At 37.7% G+C, this 22,298-nt stretch carries 13 protein-coding genes; all 13 read left to right on the top strand.

Annotated features, from left to right (window positions below):
• The first annotated feature begins 15 nt into the window (after positions 1 to 15).
• The 13 genes from HC176_RS02200 to HC176_RS02140 all read left to right on the top strand — a co-directional run bounded on the left by HC176_RS02200 (position 16) and on the right by HC176_RS02140 (position 22,235).
• Positions 16 to 2,190: a beta-xylosidase gene (locus tag HC176_RS02200; protein ID WP_167916547.1), complete on the top strand. Its 2,175-nt coding sequence runs from the start codon at positions 16 to 18 to the stop codon at positions 2,188 to 2,190.
• A gap of 6 nt (positions 2,191 to 2,196) precedes the next feature.
• On the top strand, positions 2,197 to 3,438 hold the full coding sequence (locus tag HC176_RS19610) for a hypothetical protein (protein WP_209309634.1): 1,242 nt from the start codon (positions 2,197 to 2,199) through the stop codon (positions 3,436 to 3,438).
• Positions 3,439 to 3,455: 17 nt separating this feature from the next.
• Complete coding sequence (locus HC176_RS02190) at positions 3,456 to 4,301, top strand: hypothetical protein (protein ID WP_209309633.1); 846 nt, start codon at positions 3,456 to 3,458, stop codon at positions 4,299 to 4,301.
• Between the two features lie 216 nt (positions 4,302 to 4,517).
• Entirely contained in the window at positions 4,518 to 5,393 is an 876-nt protein-coding gene (locus HC176_RS02185; RefSeq protein WP_167916546.1) for a T9SS type A sorting domain-containing protein, read from the top strand.
• A gap of 93 nt (positions 5,394 to 5,486) precedes the next feature.
• Complete coding sequence (rhaM, locus tag HC176_RS02180) at positions 5,487 to 5,801, top strand: L-rhamnose mutarotase (RefSeq protein WP_167916545.1); 315 nt, start codon at positions 5,487 to 5,489, stop codon at positions 5,799 to 5,801.
• Positions 5,802 to 5,908: 107 nt separating this feature from the next.
• Entirely contained in the window at positions 5,909 to 8,113 is a 2,205-nt protein-coding gene (locus HC176_RS02175; RefSeq protein ID WP_167916544.1) for a T9SS type A sorting domain-containing protein, read from the top strand.
• 92 nt (positions 8,114 to 8,205) lie between these two features.
• Positions 8,206 to 8,919 (top strand): fibronectin type III domain-containing protein, encoded by a 714-nt coding sequence (locus tag HC176_RS02170; RefSeq protein WP_167916543.1) that lies wholly within the window; start codon positions 8,206 to 8,208, stop codon positions 8,917 to 8,919.
• A 67-nt stretch (positions 8,920 to 8,986) separates the two neighbouring features.
• Positions 8,987 to 11,617, top strand: a complete 2,631-nt coding sequence (locus HC176_RS02165) for a DUF4955 domain-containing protein (RefSeq protein ID WP_167916542.1) — start codon at positions 8,987 to 8,989, stop codon at positions 11,615 to 11,617.
• 36 nt (positions 11,618 to 11,653) lie between these two features.
• Positions 11,654 to 13,573 (top strand): ulvan lysase-like protein, encoded by a 1,920-nt coding sequence (locus tag HC176_RS02160; RefSeq protein ID WP_167916541.1) that lies wholly within the window; start codon positions 11,654 to 11,656, stop codon positions 13,571 to 13,573.
• A gap of 133 nt (positions 13,574 to 13,706) precedes the next feature.
• Positions 13,707 to 16,496: an alpha-L-rhamnosidase gene (locus HC176_RS02155; RefSeq protein WP_167916540.1), complete on the top strand. Its 2,790-nt coding sequence runs from the start codon at positions 13,707 to 13,709 to the stop codon at positions 16,494 to 16,496.
• Positions 16,493 to 18,001, top strand: coding sequence for a sulfatase family protein (locus HC176_RS02150; protein ID WP_167916539.1), 1,509 nt, complete (start codon positions 16,493 to 16,495; stop codon positions 17,999 to 18,001). The genes HC176_RS02155 and HC176_RS02150 overlap by 4 nt, the downstream gene beginning before the upstream one ends.
• Positions 17,998 to 20,739 carry a family 78 glycoside hydrolase catalytic domain gene (locus HC176_RS02145; protein ID WP_167916538.1) on the top strand — a complete coding sequence of 914 codons (2,742 nt, stop codon included), beginning with the start codon at positions 17,998 to 18,000 and terminating at the stop codon, positions 20,737 to 20,739. Before HC176_RS02150 ends, HC176_RS02145 begins: the two co-directional genes overlap by 4 nt.
• Positions 20,739 to 22,235, top strand: coding sequence for a sulfatase family protein (locus HC176_RS02140; protein ID WP_167916537.1), 1,497 nt, complete (start codon positions 20,739 to 20,741; stop codon positions 22,233 to 22,235). The genes HC176_RS02145 and HC176_RS02140 overlap by 1 nt, the downstream gene beginning before the upstream one ends.
• Positions 22,236 to 22,298: the final 63 nt, after the last annotated feature.

Below are 22,298 nucleotides of genomic sequence, written 5' to 3'. Positions count from 1 at the left end.
AATATATAAAGTCCAATGAAGAAATTATGGTTAGCCGGTTTGATGTTTGCTGCATTGATAAATGTTTATGCACAAACAGATAGCAAACAATTAAAAACAAAAAAAGAGGCAGAGATAGAAAAAAAGGTAGCTGCATTATTAAGCCAAATGACCTTAGAGGAGAAAATTGCCGAAATGACGCAAGATGCTCCTGCCAATGAGCGCTTGGGTATTCCTGAGATGAAATACGGAGAAGCATTACACGGCTTATGGCTTGTCCTCGATTATTACGGTAATACAACAGTTTATCCGCAAGCGGTAGCTTGTGCCTCAACTTGGGAGCCTGAGCTCATAAAAAAGATGGCGTCTCAAACAGCAAAAGAGGCGCGTGCTTTGGGAGTTACACATTGTTACTCTCCTAATTTAGATGTTTACGCTGGCGATGCGCGCTATGGTAGAGTAGAAGAATCGTATGGTGAAGACCCTTACTTGGTGTCGCGAATGGGGGTAGCATTTATTGAAGGTTTGCAAGGTACGGGTGAGGAGCAATTTGATGAAAATCATGTTATTGCAACGGCCAAACATTTTGTGGGATACCCGGAAAACCGTCGTGGTATAAATGGCGGGTTCAGCGATATGTCTGAGCGCCGTTTACGCGAGGTTTATCTCCCGCCATTCGAGGCCGCAGTAAAAGAAGCAGAAGTAGGCTGTGTGATGCCAGGGCATCAAGATTTTAACGGCGCGCCTTGTCATATGAATACCTGGTTGTTGAAGGATATTTTAAGAGACGAGCTAGGTTTTGACGGTTTTATAGTTTCTGATAATAACGATGTTGGCAGACTGGAAACCATGCATTTTATAGCTGAAAACAGAACTGAAGCTGCTATCTTAGGATTAAAAGCAGGCGTTGACATGGACTTAGTAATTGGGAAAAACGTTGATCTAGCAACGTATCATACTAATGTTTTAAAGGATACCGTAATGCAAGCCCCTTCATTGGTAAAATACATAGACAAAGCCGTATCTCGCATTTTAACAGCAAAATATAAATTGGGCTTATTTGATACAAAGCCTAAAGAGATTGACACGGAAACTGTAGAAGCTGGTAACGATGAACATCGTGAGTTTGCATTGGAAATTGCAGAGAAATCTATTATCATGTTGAAGAACGATAATAACCTCTTACCGCTTGATGTATCAAAAATAAAATCTTTGGCCGTTATTGGGCCCAACGCCCACGAAGAAAGACCGAAAAAAGGAACCTATAAACTATTAGGAGGTTATTCTGGGTTGCCACCATATTATGTTTCGGTATTAGATGGATTAAAGAAAAAAGTGGGCGATAACGTAAAGATAAACTACGCCAAAGGCTGTGATATCGATAGTTTTTCAAAAGAAGGATTTCCCGAAGCTATATCTGCAGCAAAAAAATCGGATGCTGTTGTTTTAGTCGTGGGTAGTTCTCATAAAACTTGTGGAGAAGGTGGCGACCGTGCCGATCTTGATTTATACGGTGTCCAAAATGAGTTGGTGGAAGCCATTCATAAAACAGGAAAACCTGTAATTGTGGTTTTAATTAATGGTCGCCCATTGAGTATAAATTATATCGCTGAAAAGATACCATCTGTACTCGAAACGTGGTATGGAGGCATGAGAGCTGGCGATGCGGTTGCCAATGTCCTTTTTGGCGATGTAAATCCAGGTGGTAAACTAACCATGTCTTTTCCTCGCGATGTAGGCCAAGTGCCTGTAACATATTTGGAGCGTCCAGACTTTATTGGGTCTGGAAAAGGGCAATACCGATTTAGCGATAAATCTCCATTATTTCCATTTGGATATGGTTTAAGTTATACCACTTTTGAATATGGAGCACCAAAGCTTGAAAATGAATCGATTTCAGTAGATGGTTCCACAACTATTTCTGTAGAAGTCACCAATACGGGAGATAGAGAGGGCGATGAGGTTGTACAAATGTACGTACGCGACGATTTTGCTTCAGTAGGCCGCTATCTCAAACTGTTAAAAGGCTTTGAACGTATTACATTAAAGCCCGGTGAAACTAAAACAGTTAGGTTTAAATTAGGTTTTGATGAGCTAAATATCTTGAATCAAGATATGAAGAAGGTCGTTGAACCTGGAACTTTTACAATATCGGTTGGGGCGTCTTCTAAAGCAGAGGATTTAAAAACAGTTTCGTTAACTGTAAAATAAAACCTCATGCAACAAAGGAAAGGTATTGCTTTACTATTGTTGTTACCATGGGTAGGTTTAATGTTGAATGCTCAAACATTTAATTTAAACCTACCCATAGTTTCCAAAAGTCTTGTTTTTGAAGAAAAAAATGGACTTGTAGCTGTTGAAGCAGAGTATTTTCACCACCAAACCCATGCCGAAATTAGGCAATGGTACCGAACAACAAAAGACAGTATGGCTGTTGGGGGGCGGGACGAAGATGCGAACCACTATCTAAATGCCAGTAACAGCAGCTATATAGAAATACTGCCAGATACCCGGGTAGCGCATTCCGATAAGTTAGTTCGGGGAGAAAATTTTTCCAATGAACCCGGTCAAATGGCAGTAGTGAGCTATAAGATTAAATTCAACTCTCCGGGCCGTTATTATGTATGGGTACGTGCCATGAGCACGGGGAGTGAAGATAATGGTATTCACGTTGGCCTTAACGGGCTTTGGCCAGAACATGGACAACGCATGCAGTGGTGCAAGGGAAAAAAATACTGGATGTGGGAAAGTAAGCAACGTACCAAAGAGGAGCACTGTGGTGTGCCACATGCCATCTATTTAGATGTTCCTGAGCCTGGTATTCACGATGTGCAATTTAGCATGCGGGAAGATGGATTTGAGTTCGATAAGTTTGTATTAACAACAAATGTTAATTATGTTCCTATTGATAAAGGACCAAATATGGCATTGGCTGAAGGCAGCTTACCTAGTTCGTATAATTCCAAAACGGAACTATCATATTTTAATACCATTGCCCGAAAACTTCCGGAAAACAAATTTATAGCCTCACAGGAGTTTCCTGTGGAGGGCACCAATTTTTATAAAAATGGTAAAAATTGGATGGCCATAAATCCAGAGAAATATAAACAGGCCCGAACATCAAAAATGTTTGATTTTGAAAGCGGCAGATATGATGTCATTTTTGTTGGTGTTGGTGAAAACGATGGGCGTTCAACGTTTCGCATTTTAATTAATAACAAAGAATTAGGAACTTATCAGCCGCCCTTAACCCATATGCTTTGGGAAGAAGGAAAAGCATTCAATGGTTTTTGGAACAATGTGAAGCTTAAAACGGGCGATAAAATTACCGTTGAAGTCCATGTGGCTACAGATGGTAATGAATGGACCCGTGGGCGTTGGGCAGGTTTTGTTTTTGCACCTGTTGGCCATGGGGAAGATTTACAAGAGGCGCCATCAACATACATTTTCGAGAAATAGAAATAAATAATTAAGAAATGAATAAATTAGCCTTACTATTACTTGCTACCTTAACAACTACTTTGGTAACAGCCCAAGCAGTTATTAAACCACCCAAAGGACGTATAGCCATCGTTGCAGATGGCAACTCTCCCGATCCAGATGATTTGGGCGGTACAGCTGTTTCTATAGCACTGCTTCGAGCCGCCGGATTAGAAGATAGACTGGTGCATTATTCGCATAGTTGTGATTTGGTTCGTGTAAATCGAATATCGGAAGCAGCCGAATACGAAAGACATGCCATGATGCAAACGGCCTGTGATGGTACGGCAAGACGTTGGGGCGGTTTCGAAAACCTAACTTTTTTTGATGCCAAATGGCAGCTTGATGAAACGATTAAGGATTTAAGCGAAGCCATAAACGCTTCTTCAGAAAACAATCCGCTTTGGGTCATTGAGGCGGGCGAGCCCGATATTATTGGTTTTGCCCTAGATGCTACGCCAAAAGAAAAACATCAATTTATAAAAGTTGTAACCCACCATCCGGCAAATGATGATGCTGGCGATTTTTATACTTGGCAGGATATTTTGGATTTTGGCGTAGAAGAAGTGCGTATACCCGACCAAAACATTAATTTAAAGGTTGACGAAGCAGAATGGGACTGGGCAAAAATACACCCAGACCATCGTATGCAATTTGTATGGCTAATGGGTAAAATGGCAGAGATTGATGATGTGGTAAAATTTCAAAAAGGAAAATGGGATTGCTCAGATGCAGGAATGGTACTTTACTGGATAACCGGAGCTACAAATGGAGGTTTAAAGCAAGGCTCAGTAGAACAGGTAAAAGCTATTATGGAAAAGTACATAGCTAATAACCCTTAAAGTTTGAAGAGAGGTTTGCTAGCGATTCTAAGCTTAGAATGTAATCGAGATGATGGTTAAACTAAATTTTATATTGAAATAACTGGCGGTAATAGATTCAATGTTTACCCCGACAAAACAGGACAGAAACATTTTTGTAATGAATTAAGTTTATGAAATCTAACTTGATAACAGTTTAGATTAAATAATTATTAACTAATTAAAACTATTTTATTTATGAAAAAAATTACTTTAAAAATTAGTGTATTCTTACTATTTTTTATGTTTGCACTTCAAGTACAAGCTCAACCATGTCCTGAGCTATATCAAGAAGCTGGTGTTTATAAGATTGCTACTTGTGGGTTGACTCCAGAACTTTACATGACCATTAATGGTACAGGTCAGTTAGAATGGGCTGCCGAAATAACATCCTCACCTGCTGATGTAACACAACTTTGGACTATACAAGGACATAGAGAGCCATCTTCAGGTGGGTATGTAGAAATTACAGCAGATTTATCTGCTCTTGGTGTAGGTCCCTATACCATGGTTGTAGATCAAGCAAGTTTTAATGGGGGGACTCCGGCAGATGATCAAATTAGAATTACTGCTAGACCTGGTCTTCCAATAAGTGATACAGGTGATGCAAACTACGGTTATGACCAGTTTCAAAGAAGAAAAGCGACAGGTTGGTCAGGTGCTGGAAATAATGCGTTGTTCGCGAAACCACCAGGACAAGGAGACTTAAGATATGGTTTAGTTCCTACTGCAGCAGGTGATGATGTGATTTTTTGGGATGGTAAAGAACCGCGAAATGCTCCACTTGCAATTAACGCACTTCGATTAATCTTTGTTTCTACATTAAGTACTACAGACTTTGATACAAGTTCAATTTTTGTTTCTAATCCAGTTAACAATGAATTGAGTGTTAAAGGACTTGCAGCGAATATAAACCACCTTTCTGTGTTTTCTTTGCTCGGTAAGGAAGTTTTAAGTAGAGATATCAACTCAGAATCAGTAAATATTGATGTTAGTTCTTTAACTAGTGGAATGTATTTAGTTAAACTGAGTAGCGATAAAGGTTCTTTCACTAAAAAGTTTGTGAAGCAATAAGAGCTGCTTCTGCGCGAAAAATATTTTTTTTAAACATTCTGTCTTGAATAAAGATGGAATGTTTTTTTTTAACTAATAATTAAACTATTATACATGCAAAGATTAGCATTTAAAATGAAATTAAATAAAGGTCAAAAGGAGGTCTATAAAAAAAGGCATGACGAATTATGGCCAGAATTAAAAAAACTACTTAAAGAAAATGGTGTAAGCGAGTATTCCATCTTTTTTGACGAAGAAACCGATACGCTTTTTGCGTTTCAAAAAGTATCTGGTGAAGGAGGCTCCCAAGATTTGGCCAATAATAAAATAGTAAAAAAATGGTGGGGTTTTATGGCAGATATCATGGAGGTAAACCCAGATAATTCACCTGTATCGATACCTCTAGAAGAAGTGTTTTACTTAGAGTGACAGTGCGATATTATACTAAAATGGGGTTTGACTCCTACAAAGTAGTATAGAGATGTTATGGTATTCCTTTACTTTTATAAGTCAACTAAAAAACATTAAACTGCTTAATGATGAAAAAGAATTACATTAGTGGTATTATTGGAGGGTATAAATTACTTCAATTATACCTTTTATTTCTATGTGCGTTTGGTTCACAAGCGCAAGTCGTTCTCGAAAATGAAATAAAGATTACCGACTTTGGTTTGCATTTCGATGGAAGCAAGGTAAATGGAGGTGCATCAAATACAGGAGACAATGCACCCTACGATTACTTTTTTGGTCGCAATATTTCTGCTCATGGCGATGCTGTAAAGTCTTTTGGGAATTACGTGTTTTTGACTTGGTATCGTGGTGGGAAGGCAGACCGCCATTTAATGCTTTCACGCTATAATAAAGTAACAAGTGTTGTTGCAACTATTGAATTTCCACATAGGCACACCGGGTATCAAAACCAGTATTGGATTGGCGAATCACATAATACATGCGCCGTTGGTATAAGTCCTAAAGATGGGACCATCCATATGTTATACGATATGCATGCCTATAGTGCATCTAGGCCATCTAATGGAAGTTTAGCCAATGATTATTTTAGATATTCCTATTCGGTTCCAAATGCTGCAACCGTGCCCGATAATGAGTTTAAATTGGACCTATTTGTTAAGGATAATGGAGTGGATGGAGATTACAAACATTTGCGCACACCAGGAAGCGTGGCGCAATCTGAATTTGTAGCATTGACCTATCCTAGCTTTTTTCTGAACGACCAAGGAGATCTTCTGTTTTTTATGCGAGAAGGCGGAAATAACAATGGCATGTATAAATTTAGTAAGTATGATGCAACGTCTGGAACTTGGGGGGATTTTATCGATTTTAATAGATTAAATACTAAAAGCCAACCAGGTATAACATACAACTGGGGGTTATATGGTGATATTAAATATGTAAATGGAAAAATACGTATAGGTTTTCAACGTAGATCATCCAATAATGATGATAAATATCAATATCAAAACGGTATTTATTATGCCTACTCAGATGATCCAAGTGGTGCAACTGGTTGGAAAAATTATAAAGGAGAGTCTTTTGCACTACCTCTAAATGATGCGGATTTTATAAAAGTTATGGAACCCGGAGATTATGTGGCAACAACGCAAACAAGCAAAGTGCATATAGTTGGTGATTTTGATTGGACGGTAACCACCAATGGAGATGTACATTTTATAAGTAGAGTTAAAGATAATGAAAACAATGTAACGAAGTATTTGCACACGTATCAACCGTCAGGAGAGGGAGATTTTATTACCTCAGAAGATTTTTCTGGAGGTTCAGCGTTGTACACATCTGGTAATGATGTATATATGATAGGCCTGCAGAATGGAAGGGTTTTTGTGGAAAAAACCGAAGGAGGCACTAATAACTTTACAAGAATATACGAAGCAACATCGGGCAAAACATTTGACCATGGCGTGGTACATATTGATGATGGTAAGGTTTACTATTATTTAATGGAAAACAAATCAGGCAATGCCCAACCTCTATACTTGCAAATTATTGATTTAGGTATTGAGCCCACAGACCCAACATTACCTAATAATTTTACCATTGAAGCTATTGGAGAAACCTGCACGGGGATGGACAATGGTAAATTGGTTATAAACGGTGCGGCGTTCCATGAATATGTAGCCACAATTGATGGTGTGGATTATGAATTTACAAAAAGCAAAACCATAGAAAGTTTAGCTCCAGGTATTTATGGTTTTTGTATTGATGTTGTCGGGAAAGATTTTCAGCATTGTTATCAAGTAGAAATCGTTGAAGCCGAGTCACTCAGCGCTAAAATCAGTGTAAAAAGCAAACAATCGGTAGAAATAAATGTAGCTTCCGGAACGGCTCCCTACACAGTTATTAAGAATGGAGAAGCGGTTTTACAAACCAATCAAACTACCTTTTCTGTAGATGTTCGAGATGGTGATCTAATTCAAATAAAGAGTAATGAAGCCTGCCAAGGAGAAATGTCAAAAACGATAAACCTATTTGATAGTGTTCGGGCCTATCCAAACCCGTCCAGTGGTATATTTGAACTAAATATACCTAGTGGCATAGATCAAGTAGATTTAGCGGTATATAATATTCATTCTCAGATGATAAGTGCAAGCACGTTTAAGGTGAACGCTGGAAAAGTGAAATTGGATATAGCGGACAAACCCAACGGCATATACTTTGTAAAAATAAACTCAAAAAAGCCAAAATTTATTAAACTAATTAAAAAATAGCATGAAATGAGCCATAACAATTAAGTTGATACCAACCGAAATGTTTAATGGCAAATTGCATCTGACCAATTAAAAACAAATAAAATAAACAGATGAAAAAGTCATATTTATATTTAACTGCGATTTTGTTTACCAGTATTATTTTATCCTGCAGCAGCGGCGGTAACGATGATGATTCGGGTTCAGGTAACGAGACCGAAAACACAGCGCCCACTGTACCAGTGCAGGTTTACCCATTGAGCAATACGTTGTGCATTGACAACAACGTGGTCTTCGAATGGGATACATCAACAGATAAAGAGGGCGATGCGGTAAGCTATCAGGTAGAGGTATCTGAAAAGAGCGATTTTTCAACACTGGCGCACGATGTTTCCAGTTCATCGACTTCACGGGTGCTCACTCTAGAAAAAGGGAGATCTTATTATTGGAGGCTCAAAGCGAAAGATACTAAAGGGGATGAGAGTGCTTACTCTTCTGTGAGTCAATTTTTAACCGAAGGAGACGGGGTTTCCAACCATTTGCCTTTTGCACCAGAATTAGTGTCTCCTGCATTACATTCAGAAATAGATGGTACGAGTGCCATATTAAGTTGGACGGCTAGTGATGTGGATGGCGATACCCTAAGCTATGATGTGTATTTAGATACTAACAGTGATTTAACAACAAAATTATCAGAAGATCAATCAGGAACAACCTATGAAGCTACAGGACTAACCCCGGCATCTACCTATTATTTCAAGATAGTAGCTAAAGATGGTAACGGAGGCGTTACCCTTGGACAGGTTTGGAGTTTTACTACGAAATAATAAATAGATGTTATTTACACTAAATACTAGTAGTGGTATTAAATTCATACTAATAAAGGTTTCTTTTTTGAAAAAATGCTTAGGCGTTTTTATTTTACTAGGTGTTTTTGTTAATGCTCAAAACACAGAAGCTCCTTCATGGGTTGACTTTGCAGAGAAAAAGTTAAATGGGAATCTATCTGAAGCAACCTTAAATGATTTCTCTTATACAGGATACCATTTTTCAGAAAAAGAATTGCCGGATGTGTCTGGTTGGAATACGATAAGCGTAACCGATTATGGAGCAATTCCAGATGATACCGGTTATGACGATGCAGGAATTCAGGCGGCTATTGATGCCGCTGAGGCTAGTAATCAACCAACCGTTGTTTTTTTTCCGGCAGGCAGGTACATCGTTTCCAGTGAAACCACAAAAACACAACCTATTACAATTAGTGGGAGCAATATTGTTTTAAAAGGAGCAGGAAAGGGAACTGGAGGAACAGAGATATATGCCGACAAGTTCAACGAAAATAAGTTCGGTAGTGGTGCTGCCCATTATCGGTTTATGTTCATACCTTCTAATACGGAGTCCAGCGATATTACTCAAGTTACTTCAGAAATAAAGAAAGGTGATTTTGAAATTCAGGTGGCAAGTACAGCTAATTTAGTGGTTGGGCAATATGTAGATTTGTACCAAAGAACTACGGCTAATTTAGAGGCAAATATGATGGGGTTAACACCGAATGTTAATTGGGGTGCTATTAAAAACAATGGTATTCGGCCTTATGAGAAGCATCTTATCACCAAAATTTCTGGCAATAAAGTAACATTCAAAAATCCGGTGCAATTAAATATGCCCGTGTCCTCAACCACAGTTTTAAGAACATATAACACGATAACTGAAGTGGGTGTGGAGGATATTTTATTTACTAGTGGATGGAAAGACTATCCAGAAAATTTTGTGCACCACGCCAACGAGATTATCGATTATGCATGGCAATCTGTTTATTTCGGAAACGTGGTAAACGGATGGATTAGAGATTGCGATTTTAAGGATTGGAACGAATGTTTATTCATAGAAAGAAGTTTGGGTTTTACGGCAAAGGACATTCATATATACGGAAAAAGAGGGCATACTAGTTACTACTCTAAATACAGTTATGGTGTGCTTTTTGAAAATTGTTTAGATACTTGCAGTGAAGGTCTTACCGACGGTAGAAAGGGTATGTTGCATGGCCCAGGTATGCGCTGGAGTACCACAAGCACTGTATTTCTTAATTGTGAGATGCAAAAAGATCAATCTACGGATTGTCATGGGTATCATCCTTACTCCAATTTATTGGATAACATTCAAGGAGGAAAGCTTTTGGGAAATGGTGGTGCAGAAAATGCGTATCCTAATAGTGGTCCATATTTAACATTTTGGAATTTTAAGCATGATGCTAATTTTACTACTAGGCTTTATGATTTTTGGTTTGTTTCCAATACAACAGAAAGAAGAACCCATACGTTTGCAAACCCTATTTTTGTTGGTTTTCAAACTAAACCAGGTGATAATATAATGTTTAAAAATGAAGGTTTGGATGAGTTGCGTGGCCAGCAAGTTTACCCAAATTCTTTATTCGATGCACAGTTGCAATTACGCTTATATGGAGGTTATATGTCGGCATCCTCATCAAAAGATAATTTTGAAGCGAAATTAGCAAATGACGGTGACGGTAACACCTTTTGGGAGTCGGAAATTGCAGGTTCAGGACAATGGCTCATGTTAGATTTGGGCACAAATAAAACCATAAGCGAAATTAGCATAAAAGAACCAGCCTCAAAAATAAAGGATTGGAGGCTCGAATATTGGGAAGCATCAGGGTGGAAGGAGCTAGTAGCTGGAACAGAAATAGGTGCCGAAAAGAAAATATCGGCGGCTATTAGTGCTCGTAAAATTCGTTTCAATGTATTAAATATGCTTCCTGGTCAAGAGCTTTCGGCGGCTGCCATTTCAGAATTTAAGCTAACCACATCAACACAACTGGCATCTAACAATTTCACAATAGAAGTAACCGGAGAAACCTGCAAAGATAAAGGAAACGGCAAGGTGTTTATAAGTGCAGCAGCTACACATAATTATAAGGCAAGTATAGATGGCCTTGATTACGAGTTTACAGATAGTAAAACCATTGAAAATTTGGCTCCTGGGACTTATGATTTGTGTATTGATTTGGTTGGAGATTCGCACAAGCAATGTTATGAGATTACCATAGATGGCGGAGCGAGCTTGTCGGGAAAAATCAAAATAGAAAAGAAATCTGCACAGATTTCTGTACAGTCTGGAGCAGGCCCTTATACAGTTTTTAAAAACGGCAAACAGTTGTTGGAAACAATTCAATCGGATTTTTCGGTACAAGTAGAACATGGCGATAAGTTGCAGGTTAAAGGAAAAGACGCATGTCAGGGAGAACTGTCGAAAAACATTAATCTATTAGAAGAGGTTAAGGCCTACCCCAACCCTTCCAGTGGCGAATTTGAATTGTATTTACCAACTAGCTTAGAGTTTGTAAACGTTCAGGTTTATAATTTACAATCACAGTTGGTATCTTCAAAGGATTATAAATTAAGCTCAGGTCGCCTCATTTTAAGTCTGCTAGATAAACCCAACGGTATTTACTTTGCAAAAGTGAATGTTCCTGAGTCTGTTTTTGTGAAACTTATTAAGCGCTAGTCTTTTTTTAAAAAAACTTTAAAAATAAAAGGATAAATGGAACGGCGGTCGTTTATTAACGTCTCCATACTGGGAGGTATGGGGTTGTTGCTTCCTGCATATGCTTGTGGGAAAGGTAAAAGTGTCAACAAAACCATAAACTTAGATAACTTAACAGCATTCCAAAAACAATGTTTTAATTTATTAAAAACATGGTGTGATGCTATGATTCGTGAACAGGTAAACAATGAAAATGACCCGGTGATGCACGGCACGCTATATTGTCGTGCCTGTGAGACTGTTCATGGTCGTGCCCATGACGCCGTTTATCCTTTAATGTGCATGGCAGATATAACTGGAGACAAAAAATATTTAGACGCTGCTTTTAAACTTTTAGACTGGTCTGTAAATGTAGATGGCCCTGATGGCAGTTGGACTAACGATGTTGGAAATCCAGATTCTTGGAAAGGGATTACCGTTTTTGGATCAATAGCCTTAGGGGAAGCACTGCACTATCATGGACATCTGTTTTCAAAAGAAGATAAACTAAAGTGGGAGGCTAGGCTTAAAAAAGCTATTCATTATGTGTATGAAACGTTTCATATGGATTATAGTCATGTAAATTACAGATTTACTGCGGCCTACGGTCTTTGTTTTTTGGGAGAATATTTTAGCGAAGACAAATACATAAAACGTGGTGAAGAGTTTGCTGCCACAGTTTATGAATATTTAACCGAACCAAACAAATTGATGTTTGGAGAGGATAAACCGAATAAGAGTAAAAGCAAAAAAGGCCTGTATGGTATAGACTTAGGTTATAATGTAGAAGAAAGCCTGAACGGAATAGTACAATATGCCATTTTGAAGAAAGATGAAAAGATGTTAGATGTGCTAACCGAGTCTATGAACGGCCATTTGGAATTTATGCTACCCGATGGCGCTTGGGACAACAGTTTTGGGACACGCCAAAATAAATGGACTTACTGGGGCAGCAGGACAGCAGATGGTTGCCAGCCTGCATTTACTTTAATGGCAGATAGAAACCCTGCTTTTGGGACAGCAGCTGCGTTAAGTACTGAGTTATTGGAGCGTTGTACGGTAAGCGGACTTTTAGCAGGAGGTTTGCATTATAAGTCGCACGGCGTTGAGCCCTGCATACATCACACTTTTGCCCATGCCAAAAGTTTGGCCTTTGTGTTGGATAATTTAAAGGCCACAAAGGGTGTCAACAAAAAAACGCCCATACCCAGAAGTGTTCGTGATGGGGTTGAGCATTTTCCTGAATTGGATGTTTGGTTGGGGGCTAGAGGCCCTTGGAGAAGTACGGTATCTACATACGATAAAGTTTGGAAGAAAAAGTATTCGGTGGCAGGAATGGGTGGGGCATTAAACGTGCTTTGGCACGAAAAAGTGGGGCCTTTGTTTACGGCTAGTATGGCGGAGTACATTCTTGTTGAACCTAACAACCAGCAAGAGCAGCCAGAAATTGATTTTTGCCTCACACCAAGGGTAGAGCGTTTTATTGATGGAGTATGGTACACTAACATTCACGATTTAAATGCGAAAGTGAGTTACACCGATAATAACAATACCATTGATTTTTTGGCAGAAGTGAAATTGACCAACAGGGAAAAGGAAGTTGTGGGTTCCGATGCTGAATTCAAGCTCAACTATTTGTTTGATAAGAATCAAGCCACTATAAAAGCCCGAAGAACATCAACCAGTTTTAATGGAGATACATTGGTGTTGCCGTTAATATCACCTACGGGAGAACAGTTTGTTCAAGTTTCAAACCATAGTATTGAAATCCATAAAAAAGAAGCTGTGGTCACGATAAACTCCAATGTGCCTATTAATATTAAGGAGCTTCAAGAAGAACGTGTTTTTAATCAAGTTCCCGGTATGGAGGTTTTGCCTATAATGGTTGTTTTTCCGCAATCGGTTACAGAGGTTGTTTGCACCATTACCGTGTCTTAACAAAAACAATTTTAAAGACAGAGCAGGATAGAGATGTAGTAAAAAAATAGCAAATTGATCTTTTAATTTGTTTAATATTTCATTTAGCCCATAAACACGGCTTTAAAGCGTTTTTGTATACTATTTAATTTAAATGAAAAAGTTTAGATTCCTTTTTGCAGCTTATTTTGTTTTAAGTTTTTTTTTGTACTCATGCCATGAACAAACGGTAGGGGCTCCAGTTTCTTTAACACTTTCTGAGGGCTTCAAAAATCCTGTAGGTTTTTACAATGCTAAACCAACCTTTTCGTGGCAACTCCCAATTAGTGATGATGTAAAATCGCAATTGGCTTACCAAATCGTAGTGGCGTCTTCTAAAGAGTTATTACCGAACCATCCAGATTTGTGGGATTCTAAAAAACAAGAAAGTTCACAATCCACTTTTGTTAATTATGAAGGCGCACATTTAAAATCTAGACAAAAAGTTTATTGGCAGGTTAAATTTTGGAATCAAGAGGGGACGGCTTCACAATGGAGTGAGATAAATACTTTTGAATTAGGTTTACTAAATAATACCGATTGGAAAGCAAAATGGACGGGCTTAGATACCGCTAAAGATAGTATTAAAGGCGTACACAACTTTTTAATGCACATACCACAATATTTACGAAAACGATTTAAGCTGAATTCAGAAGTTGAATCTGCTAGATTATACATAACGGCAAAAGGCGTTTTTGATGTACATATAAATGGAAAAGACGTTAGTGAAGATGTTATGCCTCCGGGTTGGACACCCTATAATCATCGTATAGAAACATTAACTTACAATGTTACCGATGTATTACAATCTAACCAGAATGTTCTAGCTGTAGAGTTGGCATCGGGTTGGCATTCGGGAAGAATTAGTCGAGGTACAGCACTTTATGAAAATTTCGCCTCCCCAAAAATATTATGTCAGTTAGAGATTACTTTGGAAGATGGTTCTAAGCAAACTATTATTTCTGATGACACGTGGAAAGGTACTACCAATGGCCCCATTCGGTTAGCCGGAATTTATGATGGTGAAACCTACGATGCCAATTTAGAAATGCCCAATTGGACCAATCCAGAGTTTGATGATAGCTCATGGCAACCCGTTGAAGTTGAAGCTATTGATGACGGTGTGAAATTAGAGCCTAAAAGACATTACACCGTAAAAACTAAAACGGTGTTAGACGATGTAAAATTAGTATCGGTAGAAGGGAATGCCGCTATTTTCAACATTCAGCAAAATATAGTGGGGGTGCCAAAAGTAAAAGTACCCATGAAAAAGGGTGATACTTTAAAAATTAGGTTTTCAGAAATGTTGTTGAAAGATGGGACGTTTTATACTAAAAATTACCGTTCGGCACACTCCACCGATTATTATATTGCTTCAAAAGATGGCCTAATTGAATATATGCCTAAGTTTACATTCCACGGCTTTCAATTTGTAGAATTAAGTGGTTTTGATGAAAATGCCACACCCGAGCCGAATTGGGTACAAGGCTTGGCGCAACATTCTAATTTTGAGCAAAAAGGAAGCTTTACTTCCTCGCATGATAAGCTTAATCAATTACAAAGCAATATTACATGGGGCTTGCGCGATAACTTTTTTGATATACCAACCGATTGCCCACAACGCGACGAACGTTTAGGTTGGACAGGAGATGCCCAAGTTATAGCCCCCACAGCATTGTTTAATTACGGTACTCATGCCTTTTGGACGGCATGGTTGCAAAGTTTAAGAGAAAACCAGTCCGAACATGAGAACGGTGCTGTGCCTTTTATAGTGCCCGACGTACTTCAAAATAAGAACGCAAGTCCCGGTTGGGGAGATGCCTGTACTATTATTCCTTGGGATGTTTATAATATAACAGGAGATACTACTATACTTGAAGAGAGTTATGAATCCGCAAAAAAGTGGGTTGATTTTTATAAATCAAAAGTTAAAAATATTCCATATGTGCCGAGTATGTTTGCTTTTGGAGATTGGTTACAACCGTTTCCCAAAAAAGATGGTAAAATGGGAAATCGAGGCGATACACCTAATGAATTAATTAGTACCGCTTATTTTGCGCATTCGGTAAATTTAGTTTCGAAAATTGCAGGTGTACTTGGGCATAACGAAGATGAAAAAAAATATAAATCTTTATATGAAAATATTGCTCATGCTTTCGATAAGACGTTTTTTGATGAAAACGGTAAATATTCAGGCAAAGTGCAAACCCAAACAAGCTATTTATTGGCCATTTATTTTGATTTACTACCTTCAGAAAAAAAGAAAAAGGCGCAACAATTTTTGCTAAAGGAGATTGAAAAGGCCGATAATCATTTAAGGACAGGATTTTTAGGAACACCTATTTTACCAAAGGTTTTAGATGCTATGGGTGAAATTGATTTAATGTACAATATTTTATTTAAAGAAACTTATCCGTCATGGTTTTATTCCATCAACCAAGGGGCGACAACCATGTGGGAGCGTTGGAACAGTTATAGTATACAAGACGGGTATAACACCCAACCAATGAACAGCCTAAACCATTATGCCTACGGTGCCATTGGGCAATGGATGTACGAGCGTATTGCTGGAATTGCCGCTTTGGAACCTGGTTATAAAAAAATAAGAATTGCACCGGTACCGAATATCAATTTTTTAAATGCTGCGTCAGCAAGTGTTAACACGCCTTACGGTAAAGCATCATCGTCTTGGAAAATAGAACACGATAGTTTTTACTTAGATATTATAATTCCTCCTAATACAACGGCATTGGTAAGTATTCCAACTACAAATAGTAATGACGTGGATATTAATGGTGAGAAAATAAGCAAGAATGAAATAAAGAACCAGAAAGAAGATCTATTAATAATAGAAGTTTCTGCTGGAAAGTACAATATCAACTCTAATTTTAAATCCAAAAAATGAAACTTGTAATTCTAATAACTCTTTGTTCAATTAGTTTAAGAGGATGTTTGCCTACAAAAATAGAAGAAAAACAAAAAAATCCAATTAAGCCCAACTTGTTAATTGTATTATCAGACCAACATTCTTATGATTTGGTAGGTGCTTACGGCAATGAACAAGTTATAACACCAAATCTTGACAAATTTGCACAAGAAGGGATGCTGTTAAAAAACAGTTTTTCAAATCAACCCGTTTGTACGCCTTTTCGAGGCATGCTAATGAGTGGTATGCACCCACTTAAAAATGGAGCGTTTACTAATGATTGTCCGCTACTACCAAATAAAAGTGTTTTAATGGCACAAAAGTTGAAAAAAGAAGGTTATCAAACAGCATATATAGGTAAATGGCATCTTCTTGGAGGCGATAGAGATAGAGGTATACCGGAGGGCGATTTACGTTATGGATTTGATAAGGTAATCACTAATAATTGTCACTCAGATTTTAGAGCTCATAAATCCTATTTTTGGAATGAAAAAGGAGAAAAAGAGTTTTTTGATGAGTGGGAAGTTTATGGACAAACAAAACAAGCGCTAACCTATTTAGATACCATAGATAAAAGCAAACCTTTTGCCCTTATTGTCTCTTGGCATCCACCGCATGATTGGGGGAAAAAGATAGGTAAAGATGGGAAATTACATTACAGGTATGATACGCTAGATGAGTTCATGTCTATGTATAATCCCGATTCTATCAAAGTAAGACCAGGTATAGAGCCAACACCAGATTTAATAGATATGTACCACGGACACATGTCTATGGTGAGTGGTGTGGATAAAGCATTTGGTATGCTCATGGATAAGCTAAAAGAAACTAATTTAGAAAATAATACACTAACTGTTTTTACAGCAGATCATGGCGATATGCTAGAGTCTTACGGTGCTATATTACCCAAGCAATATCCACATGACTACTCAAATCATACACCATTTCTTATTAAGTATCCCAAAAAAATTAAACCAAATAGCCAATCAGATGTACTTTTTGGAACTTTAGATATTATGCCAACCATTTTAGGCTTTATGGATATACCAATTGAACAAAAATACGATGGAAAAGACCTTTCAGGTGCCTTAGTTACAAATGACCTAACGGCAGCCGATTTTATTCCTATTTTTAATTTTGAAAGAGGAACCGTAAAAAATCACAGTTGGAGAGGTGTAATAACCAAAGCATATACATTTACAATGAACGGAGGAGATAATCCACTTGAAATGAATAATGTTTTATTTGATAGGAAAAATGACCCAAATCAACTGAATAATTTGTTTTACAACTCAGATTATAAAAATATAAGGCTTGAATTAGAAAAGTTGACATATGAGTCAATGGCTTCATTTAATGATGGATTCTATGTTGAAAAGGATTTTAAAAGTGTAGAGCCAGAAGAAACTTGGGAGTACAATTATTCTAAAAGTCCTTTAGAGTTATTTCAAAATAAAATAAAATTAAATCAAACTAAACAATGAATTTAAAACTATCGTTTTATACGCTAATATTTGTAGTTGCATTATGCACATCTATTTCTTGCAAAGAAAAGACCACCATAGAAAAAGCAAATGATTTAACGGTTTCCGAAGGGTTTAAAAACCCGTTAGGGTTTTATGATTCCAGTCCATCATTTTCTTGGAAACTGCCAGTTGCAGAAGATGTAAAACATCAGTCAGCTTATCATATTGTAGTCGCATCTAGTGAAGATTTATTGCCCGATAATGCCGATTTATGGGACTCGGGTAAGCAAATGACAGACCAATCTATTTGGGTAAAATATGAAGGTAAACCCTTAGAATCGCGCCAAAAAGTATATTGGCAGGTAAAGTACTGGAATCAAGATGAAGATGCTTCAGTGTGGAGTGCTATAAATCATTTTGAATTAGGATTACTGAATAACAGTGATTGGAAAGCACAATGGGTAGGTTTAGATACGAAGGCCGAGGGTATTTTGGGAAGTCAGGAAAACATTATCCACAGACCACAATATTTAAGAAAAGGGTTTGAACTTTCTGGCGATGTAGCTTCAGCAAGATTATACATTACAGCAAAAGGGGTTTTTGATGTAGCCATTAATGGCCAAGATGTAAGTGATGATGTGATGCCTCCCGGTTATACACCTTATAAAGAACGCATAGAAACCATTACTTATGATGTTACCAGTGTTATAGAATCTGGTCAAAACACCATTGGTGTGGAACTGGCTTCTGGGTGGCATTCCAGTAGATTAGGGTGGAAAAAAGCATTGTGGGTTGATACAGAAACGCCTAAAGTCTTATGTCAGTTAGAATTAACTATGAAAGATGGCACTAAAGAAATAATTGTTTCTGATGATAGTTGGAAGGGCACGACCAATGGCCCCATTCGTCTTTCAGAAATTTATGATGGTGAAACTTATGATGCCAATTTAGAAATGGAAGGATGGACAACCAATAATTTTAGCGATAAAGATTGGAGTTCAGTAAACAGCTTTCCTATTACAAACAATATTCGTTTAGAGCCTAAGCGCCACACTACAGTTAAGTCTAAAATTGAATTAGCCACACAAGAGATTATTCAAAAAGATGGCACTGTAATTTTTGATTTAAAACAGAACATGGTAGGTGTTCCGCTTTTGAAAGTACCCATGAAAAAAGGGGAAACCTTAAAAGTGCGCTTTGCAGAAATGCTATCTCCAGATGGTACGTTTTATACCAAAAATTACCGAAGTGCGCTATCAACAAATTATTATACTGCCTCAAAAGATGGTGTGATAGATTGGATGCCTAAATTCACATTTCATGGCTTTAGATATATAGAGTTGAGTGGGTTTGATACAACTATAGAACCTACAAAGGACTGGGTGACAGGTATGGTGCAATATTCAGATTTTGATGAAAATGGCACCTTTACCTCGTCTCACGAAAAATTAAATCAATTACAAAGCAATATTGTTTGGGGTATGAGAGGCAACTTTTTTGATATCCCCACCGATTGTCCGCAACGCGATGAGCGTATGGGTTGGACAGGAGATGCACAGGTGTTTGGACCAACATCCATGTTTAATGCAGATGTGTATAAATTCTGGGCCAGCTGGCTACAAAGTGTGCGCGAATCTCAGTTTGAAAATGGGGCTATTCCTTGGGTAGTGCCCGATGTTTTGTTTGATGGTAAAGTAAGTGCAGGTTGGGGCGATGTCTGCACCATTATACCTTATAAAATTTACCAAAGAACTGGAGATGTAAAAATTTTAGAAGATAATTTTGAAATGATGAAAGCTTGGGTGGCTTACCATCAAGAAAGTTCTGAGAATTTAATTTCTAAAATGGGCTTTTTTGCAGATTGGCTACAACCTTATCCAGAAAATGGTGATAATAAAGGCGATACTAAGTTAAATGTAATAGGTACCGCATTTTTTGCGCAATCGGCCCATATAACCGCCAAAACCGCAAAAATTTTAGGGAATAATGATGATTATAATACATACTATAAGCTGTATAAAAGTGTTTCGGAGCAGTTTAGTAATCAGTTTTTTAATACCGATGGTACTATAAAAAATGCTACAGAAACGCAAACCTCCTATTTGTTGGCTTTAGCATTCAAATTATTACCAGAGGAAAAACATGAAGGTGCAAAACAAAATTTACTAAAAAAGATTGCAGAAGCCGACAATCATTTAAGAACAGGTTTTTTGGGAACGCCATTATTGTCCCAAGTTTTAGATGAAACCGGTGAAATAGATTTAATGTACAAATTACTGTTTAATGAAACGTATCCATCATGGTTTTACTCTATTAATCAAGGTGCAAGCACCATTTGGGAACGTTGGAACAGTTACAGTAAAGCCGAGGGTTTCAACCCTCAAAACATGAATAGTTTAAATCATTATGCGTATGGTGCCATAGGTGAGTGGATGTACGAGCGCATTGCGGGTATCGCACCATTAGAAGCGGGTTATAAAGTCATTCGTATTGCTCCAGAACCTAAAAGTCCATTAACCTCAGCGTCTGCAGAATTAAATACGCCGTATGGGAAAGTGGCTTCTTCATGGGAAATTAATGAAGGCACTTTTACTTTAAATGTCACCATTCCACCTAATACAACAGCAAAAGTTATATTACCTGAGACTTTAGAATCGATTGAAGATACAAACGATATAAAAACGATAAGCTCAGAAACTGACGATACTGAATTATTGGTACAACCAGGAACCTACACGTTTAAGTCTAAATTATAATGAAACAAGGATTTCGAATATTTGCAGTTGTTTTGATAATTGGTTTATCAATTGTAAGCTGTAAAAATGAAGTAAAACAAAATGCGGGAGCCTCTTCAGAATTAGAAGAAAAAAAGCCAAACATCGTTTATATACTTACCGACCAATGGCGAGGTTCAGCTTTAGGTTATGCCGGTAATCCCGATGTCAAGACGCCTAATTTAGACGCTTTTGCTAAAGAAGCTATTAATTTTACAAATGCCGTTTCGGTTTTGCCGGTATGTACACCGCATAGAGCATCATTACTTACTGGAAAGTTTCCAACTACAACGGGAATGTTTCTAAACGATTTGTATTTACCGAGTGAAGAATTGTGTATGGCAGAAATTTTTAAGAAAGCTGGTTATAATACTGCGTATTGGGGTAAGTGGCATTTAGATGGACATGGCAGGTCAACTTTCATTCCGAAAGAAAGGCGTCAAGGATTTGACTATTGGAAAGCGTTGGAGTGCTCACATAATTACACTAAAATGCCTTACTACGATAACGAGGACACTAATATCAAAACTTGGGATGAGTATTCACCATTTGCCATTGTAAAAGATGCCAATGCTTACATAACTGAACATGCTAACGATGAACAACCATTTTTAGCATTTATATCTATTGCAACACCTCATTATCCGCATAACTCTGCACCTAAGAAATACAAGGACTTGTATCCGTCAGAAAGCTTAACAATTAATGCAAATATACCTGCAAAGCTTGAAGAACGTTGCCGTAAAGAATTACAAGGGTATTACGCACATGCTACTGCTACCGATGAAGCCATTGGAAGAGTTTTAAAAAAACTTAAAGAACTGGACTTAATGGATAATACCATTGTAGTGTTTTCATCAGACCACGGAGAAATGATGGGAGCCCATGGGGTTAAACCCTTTGTAAAACAATTGGCTTGGGACGAAGCTATTCGTGTACCGTTTTTAGTTAGTTATCCATCAATCGGTGATAACAAAGGTGCTGTGGTTAATGCGCCGCTTACAACACCGGATGTTTTACCGTCATTATTAGGTTTAACGGGAATTGAGATTCCAGAAGGGGTTGAAGGTGAAAACTTAATGGAGCTTATTCAAAACCCAGACCCCAATGCAGATAGAGTGGCTTTAGTGATGAATCCAGCACCCTTTGGAGCGAATTTTAAAGATGAACCTTATCGGGCTATTAGAACCAAACAGTATACATACGCCATAACTCCAAACGGACCAAGCATGTTTTATGATAATGTTGCCGATCCGCTTCAACAAAATAATTTGTTGGGAAAACTTGAAATGGAAGCTATGCAGAAAGATTTAGATGCCAAATTACATGAAGCACTTCAAAAAATAGGCGATTCAATTAAACCTAGGGCTTACTATATGGATAAGTGGAATTACACTTTTGATGAAAAGAAACGCGCCATAGATTGGTGGAGTCACGATAAAGGAGAGGGTGTGGTACAATCGCCAAAACAGTTTTAATTATAATGTTTAAAATGAAAAAATTACTATTAGTATTTTGTGTCGCAATTTGTGTTTCGAGTT

The organism is Tamlana crocina (assembly GCF_012037625.1).
Note: the sequence above shows the minus strand (reverse complement) of the source record. Positions and strands in the feature narration are given on the sequence as shown.